Source organism: Streptomyces sp. NPDC047028 (assembly GCF_040644095.1).
Taxonomy (GTDB): Bacteria; Actinomycetota; Actinomycetes; order Streptomycetales; family Streptomycetaceae; genus Streptomyces.
Map to the genome: position 1 here is coordinate 102,697 of NZ_JBEYVS010000004.1, position 12,313 is coordinate 115,009.

The window sequence follows — 12,313 nt, forward strand, 5'->3', positions numbered from 1 at the left end:
TCACCTCCCGAGCCACACCACCGCAGCCGCGTTGATCGCGAGGTGCACCGTGTTGTCCGCGATGATCATCAGCCACACCGCCATCCACGGCGGCCGGTCCCGGTGGTAGCCAGTGGCCGAACACTCCGACCACGGGTGCCGATACGCCCTCGGGGCCACGAGATTCTTCGCCCACACGAGATGCCGCGCCAGCCGGTAGCGGTCAATCACGGCGTGCGTGACCACGATGACGGTGAGCGCAATCGGCGACCGCGTGACCAGCAGGTACGGCAGGCCATACGTCACAGCGTGCGCCCATGCTGGCCACCAGCGCTTCGTCTTCTCGTTCGCCATCCAGTCGGACTGGATGAGGTAGTCCCCAGCGAGGTGCGCGAGCAGAACCCCAAGCGCGGTCACGGGAGTTCACCGGTCTGCATCGGGTCCGGGACCGCCATCCCGTTCTCCCGCATGATCCGGTCGACCTCGGCGGCCACTTGGTTGTCGTCCCACTCGGGATGCACCCAGCGGACCTTCGTGTCCACCGACGCGGCGGTGGCCTGCGACAGCACGTTGACCGTGTTCGCCAGCGACAGCGGATCCTCCTGCACCGAGTCCTCAAACTCGACTGTCGGCCGCTCCGGGGTGATACCCCCGCCGAACACCTGCTGGTCGACCGTGAGGAGCGCCTCGATGACCTGCGCGAGGGCCGGCCGCCACCGCAGGATCTTCCGGCCGCGGGTCGTCATGCTGCGCCGCTCCCGCGCGACCACCTCCGTTGCGGTCGCCGCAGCATCGCCGCCCAGCCCGAACGTCTGCCCTGAGTAGCCGGCGCTCCGGAGGATCTGGTTGACCAGGTCCTCGGCGGTCTGCTGATGCTCGGCCACCCGGACCTCGAACTGAGCGACTGTGAGCTGCATGTTGTTGAGGACGTTGACCCCCGCGAAAGCTTCCTGGTCCGGATTCCAGGTGGCTCCCCTGCCGACGCCGTTCGACTGGAGGTAGGAGTCCGGGACCACGATGCGGCCCTTGCCGAGTCGCAGGTCCCGCATCCAGCTGGAATACGTCTCGTCGAGGGCGTCCATCATCGGCTCGATACCGTCGAGATCGGACCGCCCGAACTCCTGCAACCTCGGCTTGCACCGCCACCGGCGCGACGCCTGGTTGGGGATGTACACGACGTCCAGGCCGTCATAGCCGGTCGGGATCGCCCCGTCGGCGTTGACCAGCTGCGCGAACCCTGCCGTGGCCGGCTGATCCTCCAGCGGCACCGACCGGCCGAGCTTGTCCTTCGTGCCCTGGTACAGGCCGTGCAGGATCACCCCGGGCTCGTGCCGTTCGAGATGCCGCCACACCTGGCCGTCCTGCTCGGCGACCACCCGCCAGAACGTGACGGCGGACAGGCGCCCCCACCGGAACTCGGGGATGCCGCGGTCGGCGTGGACTGCGTCGAGCCATGGCCGGTCGGCGATGTCGGTGTCGTAGACGGGCCGCAGGTACACACCGCCGAGCGCGGCGCCGACTTCGGCGGCGGTCTGCAGGGTGGCGAGCATCCCGTCATCGGTGAGCGTGTCCAGGCGGGCCTGCGTGGTGGTGTCGTCGACGAAGAGTTTCGGCGGCTCGGAGAACAGCAGGTCCGCGCTGCCGCCGCACAGGTCACCGGCGATCGGTACGTGCAGCTTCGTGCGCCGCTCACCGGGAGCGGTCGGCGTGCCCCACCACCAGCGCGCCAGGCGGCCTACCACGCCGCCCGCGTACTGCAGCCGCTTCGGGTCTGGGCCGCCGCCGGTGCTGCCGCCGTACAGCTGCTCGAGCCGGTCGGGGTCGCCGGACCACCAGGTGTCCCAGGTGTGCATGGCGTCGAGGGCGGGGCTGAGGAATGCGGGCGGCCAGGAGGTGTCATCCGTCGGCAGCGGCACCGGGCACCTCCTCGTCGTCCTGGCTCGGGTTCTCGATGGCCTCGGCGGCGGCGCGAAGGAAGCCGGCCAGCTGCGTACGCAGACCAGGCAGTGGCACGACGCCGTCCTCGAGGCCGACGGTGAGATCACCGAAGCAGCCGTCGTAGTCGCCGACCCGGAGATGGACGGGCAGCGTGATCTCGGCGCGCATCAGACGCCCTCCCGTTCCAACAGCAGGTGCGCCAGGCTCAGCCACGACGTGGCCAGCTCGTCCAGCCGCTCCATCAGCGCCAGGTTCGTCTCCAGCTCGGCCGCGTGCAGCAGCCGGGCCGCGTTCTCGATCGCCATGATCGGCGTGGTCGGCGTCGGGGCATCAGCCATCAGGCAGCCACCTCCAGCAGCATCGGGATGTGCGGCCGCCACAGGGACTCCGTCGTCCGCACCCCATAGCGGAGTGCGTCACAGCTGTGGTCGTCCTGCTTGATCGGCTTGTCGTCGCCCTTCTCCGCCGCGTCGTCGTCCCAGGAGTAGCCCGGGATCTCCTCGATCAGCCCGGCCGCCGACGGGTGGATACGCAGCCGGTCACCCGCGAACAGTGAGGACACCGTGCGGATGCCGTCGACGACCGCGTTGTCCGCTGCGGTCACCCCGGACACGCCGTCGCGGTGCAGCTGCTCGATGTACGACGCCGCCGACGGGTCGACGATCGTCCACTCCGGGCGCACGCCGATCACGTTCGTCGTCGGCTGCGGCACGGCGGCGAGCCAGCGGCGCCGCGCCGCGCTGTACTCGGCGTCGGTCATCTTCCGGCGCTCGGCCCGCGAGTCCCACCGGTACTCCGAGACGACGTACAGTCGGCGATCGGCGCCCAGGCCGATCAGCAGGTCGGCGTACGGGTTGGTGGTGCCGTAGTCGATCGCGTCGCACAGCCAGCGGTCGATGCGCGGCAGGTCGGTGGTGACGTGCCGCTCCGGGTCGAACGCCTCGTAGATCGCGCCTTCGGCCTGCACCCAGTGTCCGAGGATGTTCCGCCGGTAGAACAGCCCGGTGTAGGTGGTCTTCAGGAACGCCACGTACTCCGGGTCGAGGTACGGGTTGTCGTCGAGGGTGAAGTGCCACGAGCGGAGCCCAGTCTCGGCCGGCCGCTTCAGGTACTCCTTGCGGAACCAGTGCGCGGGGTTGTCCGGGTTGGTCGTCGTGAACAGCCGTGCGCCCTTGACCGAGCAGCGGGCTAGGAGCTGGTCGAAGAACGTCTTCGGCAGCGTCGTCGCCTCATCGACGTACGCGCCTGAGCAGGTCATGCCGCGGACCTTCGGCTCGGCCTTCGCGTCGTTGGCGCCGAGGACGTGGACGATGCGGCCCATGATGTAGGCGATCGGCGCGCCCGGGTTGTACTTGACCTGCTTCGCGAGCGGTCCGAAGATCTCCGGGTTGGTCAGCGGCTGGATGACGTTGCGGTACAGCGAGTCCCGGGTGCGGCCCACCATCACCAGCTCGCCGCCCGCCGGAGCGTTCGCTACGAAGGCGAGCCAGCAGATCAGCGACGCGATCGTCTTCCCGGAACGGACCGAGCCCTCCCACGCGTTGATCCGCGCGGTGGCTTCGACGACCGAGACGATCTGCTTACGGGACAGGGGCAGCGCGTCAAGGAGACTCACCTTCCGCCTCCTCGCCGGCGGTCTCCTCGCCTGCCGCGCCTGCCGCCTGGTCGTACGCGGCCTTCAGCCCGACCATGAGCTGACCGAGCATCGAGCGGGCGTCGTCGGCGCCGGAGTCGTCGGCCGGCGGGACGAGCTTGAGACTTTTCTCGAGGGCGATGCCCGCGGCGGCCATCAGGTTCTTCTTGTCGATGGCGGGCGGCTCGTCGACGTGCTCGGAGTTGTAGGAGTTGTCCTTGCCGCCGAAGTTGTAGATGGTGGCGGGCTCCCACATGGACTGGGTGAGCTTCAGCGCGTCGAGGTGGAGGTCGAGCGCGGTGTCTGCGCGGAGGGCGGCGAGTTGGGCGACGCGGTGCCGGGTGGCCTCTTCGGTCAGGGTGACGTCGAAGGTGAGGCCGAGTTCGGCGGCGATGACGGAGACGGTGCGCTGCCCACGGCCGATGCGGCGGGCGATCTCGTTGCGGCCGAGGCCCTGGCCGTGGAGGGCGGCCACCTGTCGGTAGTCGTCCTCGTCGACGGCTCGCTGGTTGCCGTGGAGGCCGCCGTGGTGGGTGGGCGGGTTGGGCATGCTGCCTCCTCCCGGGCGTGCGAAGGCCCGGCCGTGAGCGATGCGGCCGGGCCAGTCGGTGGGGTGCGGGTCAGGACTCGTTCGCGGTGGCCTTCTTCAGCGCCGCCACCAGCTGCGCACGCCGCTCGTCCGAGGTGAAGGTCTGGTCCCGGGCGGTCCAGGCGAGGGCAAACCTGCCGACCTGCCGCCAGTCGTTGCCGACCTTCTTCATCGAGTCGACCCAGTGCTTGGCGACGGGCGCGGTCTTGAATTCGTAGATCGACACGGTGTCGGTGGTGATGAGCTGGACGCAGTTGTATGTGGCGTCCTTGCCAGTGGCGTTGCTGCATCCACCAGTGTTGTCGGTCGGGTTGCCGAGGGTGGTGACGCCGGTTGCGTCGGCGAGCTTGGCGGCGGCCTGCTTCGCGGTGAGCCCGGCGGGCGTGCTCGCGGTGTGGCTGGCGGGCGACTTGTCCGGCTGGGTGGAGTTGCTGCTGGTGGAGCAGGCGGTGAGAGCGAGGAGCGCCGCGGTGCAGAGGCCGGCTGCGGTGTGTCTGGTGTTCATGTCCCCCCTAGGACGGTGGTGTCTGAGGGGTCATGATGCCGTGTCGGGTGGTGTCCGTTTCCGGGCATGCCAGATCTGCGGCCCATGGTGAGGCATGATCGACAGTTTTTCAACTGAGTGCACAACGGCCCCGCCCGGACGGGACCCGGAGCGGGGCCGCAGTGATCGGTTCTGCGACGTCTCACTCCCCCTGGGAGGAGACGTCGGTGATTTCCACGGACACCTTCGTGCCTGACGAAGCGGTACTGATCACGGACGGCGTGTAGTTCAGACTCGTCTGGTCCGTCAGCTCGGCCGTCTCGACAACGGGGCCGGACTCGTCGCCGTGGATCTCGTAGGTGATCTCGTACACCGCATCCGGGTCGATGCTCTCGCTGTCGCCCAGGAAGGTTAGGTCCGGCTCGACCGTCATGTTGCAGCCCGCCGACCCGAAGCACTGGCGCTTCGTAGTCTTCAGCTTGATCGTAAAGCTGCTGGCGTCGACCTCGCTGTATGTCGACGCAGGATCCGTCTCCGTAGCGGCTGTCGCGGCAGCATCCTCGTGGGTGGGCGTTGCCGCAGCGCTTGCGGCCGGCCTGCCGTCATCGCTTCTGGTATTCACGACCACGATGCCGGTGGCCACGACGGCGGCGATGACTGCGGCGGCAGCCCCGAGGATGACCAGGTTGGTGTGGGACTTCTTCGGTGCCGGCCCTGGTGGGGGTGGGGGCGGGAAGCTTGTTGGAGGTGGTGGCGTGGTGTTGCTCATGATCCCCCCTCGTGGCTGGTGCAGGCATGATGCGCGGCTGTAGGTGGCGTGAGGCTCCGCGGCTGGGATGTGCCCGGGAACCGGTCGGACCGGGCAGCGCGTGGGCGTTAGTCCCAGCCGCCGAGCAGGCCAGAGCTCAACTGCGCGTCGCAGATGTTGTAGCCGCCGGACGCGTGGCCCCTCTTCGTCTTGCCGTTGATGGTGACCGAGCAGTTGATGTCTCCGGAGCCCTGCAGCTGCGCGGTCAGGCTGTAGTACATGGCGTCCTTGTTGAGCGGCAGGGTGGCCTCGAACTTGCCGTTGACGAACTTGCCCTTGCGGTTGTCGGAGTCGGAGCCGTAGGTAATGTCGAGCGGGCCGAGCGCGCCGGCGGGGGCGGTGCCCCAGACCTTGAAGGTGACGACCTTTTTCTTTGGCGTGGCGGGCTTGCTGTCGGCCTTCTTGTCGTCGTCGGCTGCGCCCTTGGGCTTGTCGGCGGTGGACGCCTTGCCGTCCTTGGAGGCGGTGGCGGCGGGCTTGACGCCGCTGGAGCTGTCCGACTTCTTCGAGCTGCCGCCGCCGACGGCCGCGCTGATGATGCCGATCACGACGAAGAGCCCGATGATGCCGAGGCATCCGAAGCCGAGGATCTTTCCGATGGGGTTCTTCTTCGGGGGCTGGGGCGGCGCGCCCCATCCCTGCTGCGGGGCTCCCCATCCCGGCTGCTGCGGCTGCTGCTGGTACGGCTGGTTGGGCTGCTGCGGCGGGTATTGCTGGCTCATGTGTGTCCCCGAGGATCGTTGTGTGTTGCATGTGTGCGACTGGTAATCGTGCTGTGTGGTTGTGTTGGACCGGTGAAAGTCACCCGATCGTGACTATTCGGTGATCGGGTTGACGGCCTGGGCGGCCGGACTCGCCGTCAGACGAGCGGCCACTCAGGGGTAGATGAGCCCGTAGACGGGCGGTAGACCGCGGTAGATACGCCAGTAGACGTGCAGGTCAGGCGGCGGTAGACGGCGCGGTAGACGTCTCCTCGGCGACGACCGGGGAAGGACCGAGATCGGAGCGCCGGACACCCCGCGTGGGGCTCTTACTGCCGGGGGCCTTGACCTTCAGATGGACGGGGATACCGAGGGCCTCCAGACGGGCCCGCAGGTCGCCCACCGTCCAGCCCTTCCCGTGGCCCTGCTCCTGGAGGTGGGCGAGGACCGTCTTGAGGTGCACCGCGTCGGCGTCCCCCATGGCCTCCAGGAGCAGCGTTCGGACGGCCTCGACGTCGGGGCCGTCGGGCGCCTCGGCGGGGGTCTCGGCCGCGGTGGTCTTCCCGGCCCGCCAGGCGATGGCGAGCCAAGCCGCGGACAGCAGCCACATCAGGTCGGGGATCGCGCGGACGAGACGCCACAGCAGGTACAGGCCGAGGCAGAGGGCGGCGACGCGCAGCCAGCAGCCGAGGGCGGCCCGCCACCCGGCCAAGTCGGCGCGCCGTCCCCGCGCGACCCAGGCCGTGAGGCGTGCGGCGAGGCGACGGCCGGCCACCCGAGAACCGGTGGCGAGCCGTGCGGCGGGACGGGCGAGGCGGCTCACAGGACACCCGCCCCCTGGAACGCGCCGACCACCGCGTCCCCGGCCCCGTTCAGCGCGCCCGGCAGCCAGGACAGGACACCGGCCACCCCGGCGGTCAGCAGGAACACGCTGCCGACGAACGCGCCGCCGACGATGCGGCGCTTGTCCGCCTTGCCGGCCGCCTTGTAGGCGAGGACGACGAGGAGCACGCCCAGGACGACGATGATGGCGCCGGAGATGCCGAGCCCGGTGAGGCGTCCGCTGGTCAGGGTGCCGCTGGACGTGATGCCGGTGGTGCCTTTGCCGATGCTGCCGCCTGCTCCGTTGGCGATGCCGCCGGTGTGGGTGTGGGTCCAGCCGAGGATCCCGCCGGGGCAGGCTGCGGCGAGTGCTGCGCCGGTGAAGCCCTTGCCGAACGCGGCGAGCATCTTCATCTCGCGGCTACCCCTCCACCAGGGGTGCAGGTTGGCGACGAGGACGACGAGGGCGGCGAGGAGACCACCGAGGGTGGCCGTGGTGGTGCCGGTCATGAGGGGTGAACTCCGGTGAGGGCGAGGATCGGATCGGCCCAGGAGAGGACTCCGAGGGCGCCGAGCAGGGCGGTGACGAGGAGGAAGCGGGGCAGCGCGCGGCTGGGCTGGCCGGGCGGGCTGCTGTGGTGGTCGATTGCCCAGGCGGCGGTGATGGCCACCCCGGCCATGACGTAGGCGGCGAGGACGCCAGCCTCGGTGCGGGCCTGGTGCAGGGTGTGCGCCCAGATGCCGACGGGGCTGCGGCCGCCGGCCCACGGGGTAAGGGCGGCGAGGATCGCGGCGAGCATCCGCCACGTGACCAGCCGGTCCCATGCCTGCTGCCACCAGCGCGGGCCGGGCTCCGGTTCGGGGTCCGGGCTGGTCAGGAGGATCTCGTGGACGTGGCGGACGACCATCGGGCCCGGATCGCGCAGGACCGGGGCCGGGGCAACCGGCGGCGGAGCCGGCGGCGGTGGGGTGCGCCAGGGCGGCAGTTCGCCGGGCGCGGGTGCGCGCGCGGGCTGGGGCGCGCCCGCGGGGATGATCCGGGTCGGGGTGACAGGGCGCGGCTGGGGTTCGGGGAGGGACACGGTGGGCTCCTGGTGGCCGAAGGGGCGGATGCGGCCGGCTCGTAGGTAGTGGCGGATGCGCAGCTCGTCGCCGCTCGGCTGCGGCTGCGCACCCATCACGCCTCCTGCGCGGCGGATGCGGGCATGTCGGGGAGTTGTGCCTGGATGCGCTGCGCCCGCTTCTGCCCGATGCGCAGTTCGGACTGCAGCCGCCTGAGGGATGCGCGCTGCCCGGTCTCGTCGAGTGCGGATTCGTTGACCTTGAGTGCGGCCGCGAGGAGGGCTGCATCCGCATCCGGGCCGGGTAGTTCCCGGACTACGGGCGCGGGTGCGGCGGTTGCGGGCTGCGGATGCGCTGCGGGCGCATCCGGGGTGTGGCCTGCGGCGAGTGCGGGTGCGCACACGGCGGGATGCAGTTGCGGGTGCGGTTGGAAGTCGAGGACGAGCGCACTCGGTGCGTCCGGGTCGGCGACCTCGACGGCCTGCTCGGCTGCACGCTCGAAGTCGGCGGATGCATCCGGTTGCGCGGGCGCGGCAGGGGCTTGGATGCGGTGGAGTGCGTCGTGAACCTGCCGCATGAGTGCACCGAATGCGACGAGTGCAGCCGACGGCGGCACTGCAGCTACGACGTACTCCATCGGCTGCGCCCCGTCGCCGACGCCGAACACGTTGAGTGCGATCGAGCCGAGCGACCCGATTGCGGCGAGTGCGTACGCCCACCAGTCGACCGCACCGCGAAGGGATGCGCGGAGCACGAGGAGTTCCCCGGCAACGATGAACAGGTCGACGGTTGCGGGCCACGCCCAGGCGCGGGCGCCGTCGAGGCCGTTGCCTCCGGCGATGTCGTGGAGGTGTTCGTAGGAGAGCCAGAACGCGGCGGCGGTGAGCGCGATGGTGACGGCGGCGGCCCCGGCGGCGAGCGCGCTGGTGGGGTTCTTCACTGTGCTCCTCCGGGAGCGTGGGCCGGCCCCGCGCGGACGGGGGGATTGGAATACGCGCGGGGCCGGCGGTCGGTGGGTTATCTGGCGGGCCGGTACCAGCGGCCCTTGCGGTCTTGGGCGCGGTCGCGGTCCTCCCATGCCTGGCCGGCGCGGGCGGCGTCTCGGGCGCCGCTGCGCCGGTGGCTCGCGCGGCGTTGCCGTGCCGCCTGGTCGGAGGCGCTCTCACGCCCGGCGTACTTCGACGCGGCGAGGTGGCGGTCGCGTCCGGAGCTGAACCAGCCCATCAGGCGTGCCCCCCTCGCGGCGGGAACCAGCGGGTCCACTCGCTGCCGTGCCGGACCGTGATCGTGTCGCCGTCCTGCGAGATGACGCCGTCGCCGGAGGAGTCGCCAGCCGACCGGAGCGCGGACGCGATCTCGGACTGGACGTGCCCGCCGCAGACGGTGGACGCCTGCGGGTCGGGCCGCCAGGTCCGGCCGCCGTCGGTGCTGTACTCCATGGCGTAGCGGACCGTCTCGTCGATGCCGTTGAGGATCGGGTGGCTGTAGACGGCCGTCTCGAAGTCGGCGAGCTGCGGGCTGTAGATGCCGGGGTGACGCATCAGGCGTGCCCCCGTCCGCTACAGCCGGTGCAGCTGCGCCACACGGTGATCTGGCTGCCGTCGGGGTTGAGGGTCGTCTCGGGAAAGCCGCCTTGGCCGCCGCAGTCCTGGCAGGTGGGGCCCTGGTAGGTCATCGGCTTGCCTCCGGGCGGGGCATGGCGCGGCATTCGGAGGCGTGGTCTTGGGCCCACTCGCGGGCGTCCTGGCCGTAGTGGCTGCCGACGATGTCCTTCAGCGCGGACGGGTACAGGCCGAGGTAGGTGTCTTCATGACTGTCGAGGCAGCCGGAGCAGCGTGCGGTGATGGTCACGTCGATGACGGTCTCGGGTCGCCTCTGGACGCTTAGGCCGTTCCCCATGGGGACGGTGGCGTGTTCCCCGACCTGGCGTTCGGTGTGTGGGGTGGTGAGGTCGACGGTGGCCCCGCCGACGGTGAGGTAGCGGGCGAGGACGCCTTCGGGCCACGGCGTGGTGGGCTGCTGGTTCATCGCTGGCCGCCGTTCTGCCGCGGGAGCGGGTTGGCGGCGAGGTGCTTGGCGAGGGCGCGGCCCTGCTTGGCGAGCGCGGGGTGGCGGAGGCTGCTGCACAGGTTGCAGTCGCGGGCCGTGTGGGGGCTGTGCTCGTGGTTGGGCTGGTCGGTACGGTTGGCCATGAGGGCCTGCCTTTTCGTGATGGTTGAGGTGGGCCTGGCCCCGTCCCGGAGCGCCAACTCAGCGGGACGGGGCCGTTGTGCTTGGAGGGAACCCGGGTGCGGCTCCCCCTGGCTCAGCACGTTAGACCCTAGGGTCTAGCTCATGCAAGACCCTAGGGTCTAGAGTCGGGGTGTCGCGCTCCACGGCACGGAGGGAGCGTCAGTGGACGAGCAGGTCGAGGAGGTGCGTCGACTCTTGGAAGCCATCGAGCGCCTGGAGCAGATGCAGGACGACGAGGCGTGCGCCAAGGCGGTCACGCAGGTACTCGATACCTGGCCGGACCACCATGCGCGCCTGCGGGAGTTGCGTCAGGCCCGGGTCCAGCGGATGAAGGACTCGGGGATGACGTGGCAGCAGATCGGCGACGTGCTGGGGGTCCATCAGACGCGGGCGCAGCAGATCGCGAAGGGGCTGCGGGGGACGAAGCGGCCGGCGAAGAAGGAGGCGTCGGATGGATGACCTGGTGGTGTGGCTGCGCGCGCAGCTCGACGAGGACGAGCGGATCGCCACGGGCGGCTACGCCCGGCCCGTGGCGGCACAACCCAGGCAAGCAGTGGCTTGGGCCGGAAGCGTTCGAGAAGTACGACCTGCGCCTGCTCGCCCTGCCCTACGCGGCCCGGCCCGGCTACCGCGCCGAGTGGCGGCCGTAGCTGCACGTGCTGAGGGCCCTGCCGCCGCAAGACCGGCAGGGCCCTCGTGCTGTCCAGCAAGCTACGCCGCTACGCCCTGCTCGGTCCAGATCCGCCCGCACCCCGTGCAGTGCGCGAGCGGCTGACGGCCTTCCCCGCCGTGGACGTCGATCCGGCCGCCGCACGCGCACGGCTGCTCCAGCGTCCGCTGCTGCGCCGCGATGTCCAGGGCCCGCTCGACTCGGTCGGCGGCGCCGGCCGCGATGGTGCCGATCCGCTTCTCCTCCGCTTCGGTGATCCGCCGGCACGGCCCGGGTGCCCGCTCGACGCGGGCGAGGAGCCACAGCGCGGCGTGCGGCGCGGTGCGGCGGCCGGTGTACTTCCAGCGGCGCGGGTCCACCAGGTCGGCGTGCGCCAGCTGCGCGCGGCGGGCCCGGTCGGCGGCGGCGATGTCCGCGTCCCGCTGGGTGAGGTACGGGTGGGTGGCTGTACGGCGGGCGGTCGGGGCGGCGATTGGCGTGCGCTGTGCGGCGTGGGCGATGTCGTCGGCGCACTGGACGAGTGCGGCTTCGACGGCGCGCATGGTGTCGAGGATGTGTAGACGGACGGGGATCGGGCGTTCGCCGAGCTGGAGCGGGTCGCGGTCCTGGCTGTGCCGCCAGGCCCGGTGTGCGCGGAGGTATTCCTCGCGGTCGGCGTCCTCGAGGTGGGCGAGGTAGCCGCGGAGGCCGAGCCCGAAGGCGCCAATCTGGGCGGGTTGGCCGGCGGCTTCGTGGAGGTCGGTCCAGTGGAGAGCGATGGTGCGGAGGTGGGTGGCGGTGGTGGTCATCGTGACTCCCGTGGTGCGAGGTACGGTGAGGCCACCGAGGGGGCGCGCCTGGTCTTGGCGGAGTGGGCGCGCCCCTGCCGTGTGTTCAGGCGTCGCAGTCTTCGGCCGCGCCCATGACGAGGCGCTGAATCTCGGGGTCAGCGAATTCGAATCGCTTGGCCACAGCCTGAGCCGTTTCCTCGTCGAGATACTTCTGCCACTCGTCCCAATGGGCGACGATGAGCCGCTCGGTTGCGGTCTTCCGCGCACCAGCGGTCACTTCCCCCGGCGAGGCCAGGGTCGGGATGTGGTTCGCGCAGACGATCCGCCGATGACGGGACTTGGGCCGATGTGCACAGGCCCGGGTCCCACAGCCTGCCCTCCAGCAGGGGTCCAGGTCCTCGGTGATCGTCACAGCCACCGGCTTTCCGCAGGGCATCTCCCGGGGCGCCCTCTTAGCGTGAGCGCAGATGAGGCCGTCTCCCGGTTGCCAGGACCGGATGAGGATGCGGACCCGGTCGGTCTCTTGCAGGACCGTTTCGGTGTTCATGATCGCTGCTCCTTGTCGGTGGTGGGGCGGTACGGTGATCGCACCGGTTGGGGCGTGCCGTGGATCTGGGGAGGTCTG

Annotated in this window: 22 protein-coding genes; 2 read left to right on the plus strand and 20 right to left on the minus strand. The window is 70.6% G+C overall.

Annotated features, from left to right (window positions below; genetic code table 11):
- The 18 genes from ABZ854_RS05450 to ABZ854_RS05535 form a co-directional block, all read right to left on the minus strand.
- Window positions 1-396, minus strand: a complete 396-nt coding sequence (locus ABZ854_RS05450) for a DUF3307 domain-containing protein (RefSeq protein WP_361204620.1) — start codon at window positions 394-396, stop codon at window positions 1-3.
- Window positions 393-1,895, minus strand: a complete 1,503-nt coding sequence (locus ABZ854_RS05455) for a phage portal protein (RefSeq protein WP_361204623.1) — start codon at window positions 1,893-1,895, stop codon at window positions 393-395. The genes ABZ854_RS05450 and ABZ854_RS05455 overlap by 4 nt, the downstream gene beginning before the upstream one ends.
- A complete protein-coding gene (locus ABZ854_RS05460; protein WP_361204626.1) occupies window positions 1,876-2,085 on the minus strand; it encodes a hypothetical protein in 210 nt (69 codons plus the stop codon). Before ABZ854_RS05460 ends, ABZ854_RS05455 begins: the two co-directional genes overlap by 20 nt.
- On the minus strand, window positions 2,085-2,255 hold the full coding sequence (locus ABZ854_RS05465) for a hypothetical protein (protein WP_361204629.1): 171 nt from the start codon (window positions 2,253-2,255) through the stop codon (window positions 2,085-2,087). Before ABZ854_RS05465 ends, ABZ854_RS05460 begins: the two co-directional genes overlap by 1 nt.
- The gene (locus ABZ854_RS05470) at window positions 2,255-3,532 is read right to left on the minus strand and encodes a PBSX family phage terminase large subunit (protein WP_361204632.1); all 1,278 of its coding nucleotides are present in this window, start codon (window positions 3,530-3,532) and stop codon (window positions 2,255-2,257) included. The genes ABZ854_RS05465 and ABZ854_RS05470 overlap by 1 nt, the downstream gene beginning before the upstream one ends.
- Window positions 3,519-4,100, minus strand: a complete 582-nt coding sequence (locus ABZ854_RS05475; RefSeq protein WP_361204635.1) for a hypothetical protein — start codon at window positions 4,098-4,100, stop codon at window positions 3,519-3,521. The genes ABZ854_RS05470 and ABZ854_RS05475 overlap by 14 nt, the downstream gene beginning before the upstream one ends.
- A 70-nt stretch (window positions 4,101-4,170) precedes the next feature.
- Entirely contained in the window at window positions 4,171-4,644 is a 474-nt protein-coding gene (locus ABZ854_RS05480) for a hypothetical protein (protein WP_361204638.1), read from the minus strand.
- A gap of 181 nt (window positions 4,645-4,825) precedes the next feature.
- Window positions 4,826-5,392 (minus strand): hypothetical protein, encoded by a 567-nt coding sequence (locus tag ABZ854_RS05485; protein WP_361204640.1) that lies wholly within the window; start codon window positions 5,390-5,392, stop codon window positions 4,826-4,828.
- A 107-nt stretch (window positions 5,393-5,499) separates the two neighbouring features.
- Entirely contained in the window at window positions 5,500-6,153 is a 654-nt protein-coding gene (locus ABZ854_RS05490; RefSeq protein WP_361204643.1) for a hypothetical protein, read from the minus strand.
- Between the two features lie 217 nt (window positions 6,154-6,370).
- Entirely contained in the window at window positions 6,371-6,955 is a 585-nt protein-coding gene (locus ABZ854_RS05495; RefSeq protein ID WP_361204646.1) for a hypothetical protein, read from the minus strand.
- Window positions 6,952-7,464 carry a hypothetical protein gene (locus ABZ854_RS05500; RefSeq protein ID WP_361204649.1) on the minus strand — a complete coding sequence of 171 codons (513 nt, stop codon included), beginning with the start codon at window positions 7,462-7,464 and terminating at the stop codon, window positions 6,952-6,954. Before ABZ854_RS05500 ends, ABZ854_RS05495 begins: the two co-directional genes overlap by 4 nt.
- Complete coding sequence (locus ABZ854_RS05505) at window positions 7,461-8,132, minus strand: hypothetical protein (protein ID WP_361204652.1); 672 nt, start codon at window positions 8,130-8,132, stop codon at window positions 7,461-7,463. Before ABZ854_RS05505 ends, ABZ854_RS05500 begins: the two co-directional genes overlap by 4 nt.
- The gene (locus ABZ854_RS05510) at window positions 8,132-8,956 is read right to left on the minus strand and encodes a DUF2637 domain-containing protein (protein WP_361204655.1); all 825 of its coding nucleotides are present in this window, start codon (window positions 8,954-8,956) and stop codon (window positions 8,132-8,134) included. Before ABZ854_RS05510 ends, ABZ854_RS05505 begins: the two co-directional genes overlap by 1 nt.
- Before the next feature lie 77 nt (window positions 8,957-9,033).
- Window positions 9,034-9,240 carry a hypothetical protein gene (locus ABZ854_RS05515; protein ID WP_361204658.1) on the minus strand — a complete coding sequence of 69 codons (207 nt, stop codon included), beginning with the start codon at window positions 9,238-9,240 and terminating at the stop codon, window positions 9,034-9,036.
- Window positions 9,240-9,557: a hypothetical protein gene (locus tag ABZ854_RS05520; RefSeq protein ID WP_361204660.1), complete on the minus strand. Its 318-nt coding sequence runs from the start codon at window positions 9,555-9,557 to the stop codon at window positions 9,240-9,242. Before ABZ854_RS05520 ends, ABZ854_RS05515 begins: the two co-directional genes overlap by 1 nt.
- Window positions 9,557-9,691: a hypothetical protein gene (locus ABZ854_RS05525; RefSeq protein WP_361204663.1), complete on the minus strand. Its 135-nt coding sequence runs from the start codon at window positions 9,689-9,691 to the stop codon at window positions 9,557-9,559. Before ABZ854_RS05525 ends, ABZ854_RS05520 begins: the two co-directional genes overlap by 1 nt.
- Window positions 9,688-10,044, minus strand: coding sequence for a hypothetical protein (locus ABZ854_RS05530; RefSeq protein WP_361204666.1), 357 nt, complete (start codon window positions 10,042-10,044; stop codon window positions 9,688-9,690). The genes ABZ854_RS05525 and ABZ854_RS05530 overlap by 4 nt, the downstream gene beginning before the upstream one ends.
- Window positions 10,041-10,208, minus strand: coding sequence for a hypothetical protein (locus tag ABZ854_RS05535; RefSeq protein WP_361204669.1), 168 nt, complete (start codon window positions 10,206-10,208; stop codon window positions 10,041-10,043). The genes ABZ854_RS05530 and ABZ854_RS05535 overlap by 4 nt, the downstream gene beginning before the upstream one ends.
- A gap of 202 nt (window positions 10,209-10,410) precedes the next feature.
- Here ABZ854_RS05535 and ABZ854_RS05540 point away from each other — a divergent pair, with 202 nt between their 5' ends.
- Both ABZ854_RS05540 and ABZ854_RS05545 read left to right on the plus strand, forming a co-directional pair.
- Window positions 10,411-10,707, plus strand: coding sequence for a hypothetical protein (locus tag ABZ854_RS05540; RefSeq protein ID WP_361204672.1), 297 nt, complete (start codon window positions 10,411-10,413; stop codon window positions 10,705-10,707).
- Complete coding sequence (locus ABZ854_RS05545; protein WP_361204675.1) at window positions 10,700-11,023, plus strand: DUF6221 family protein; 324 nt, start codon at window positions 10,700-10,702, stop codon at window positions 11,021-11,023. Before ABZ854_RS05540 ends, ABZ854_RS05545 begins: the two co-directional genes overlap by 8 nt.
- Here ABZ854_RS05545 and ABZ854_RS05550 read toward each other — a convergent pair.
- Window positions 10,960-11,706, minus strand: coding sequence for a hypothetical protein (locus tag ABZ854_RS05550; protein ID WP_361204678.1), 747 nt, complete (start codon window positions 11,704-11,706; stop codon window positions 10,960-10,962). The two genes, ABZ854_RS05545 and ABZ854_RS05550, sit on opposite strands and share 64 nt — an antisense overlap.
- An 85-nt stretch (window positions 11,707-11,791) precedes the next feature.
- Window positions 11,792-12,235 carry a hypothetical protein gene (locus tag ABZ854_RS05555; RefSeq protein WP_361204681.1) on the minus strand — a complete coding sequence of 148 codons (444 nt, stop codon included), beginning with the start codon at window positions 12,233-12,235 and terminating at the stop codon, window positions 11,792-11,794.
- Window positions 12,236-12,313: the final 78 nt, after the last annotated feature.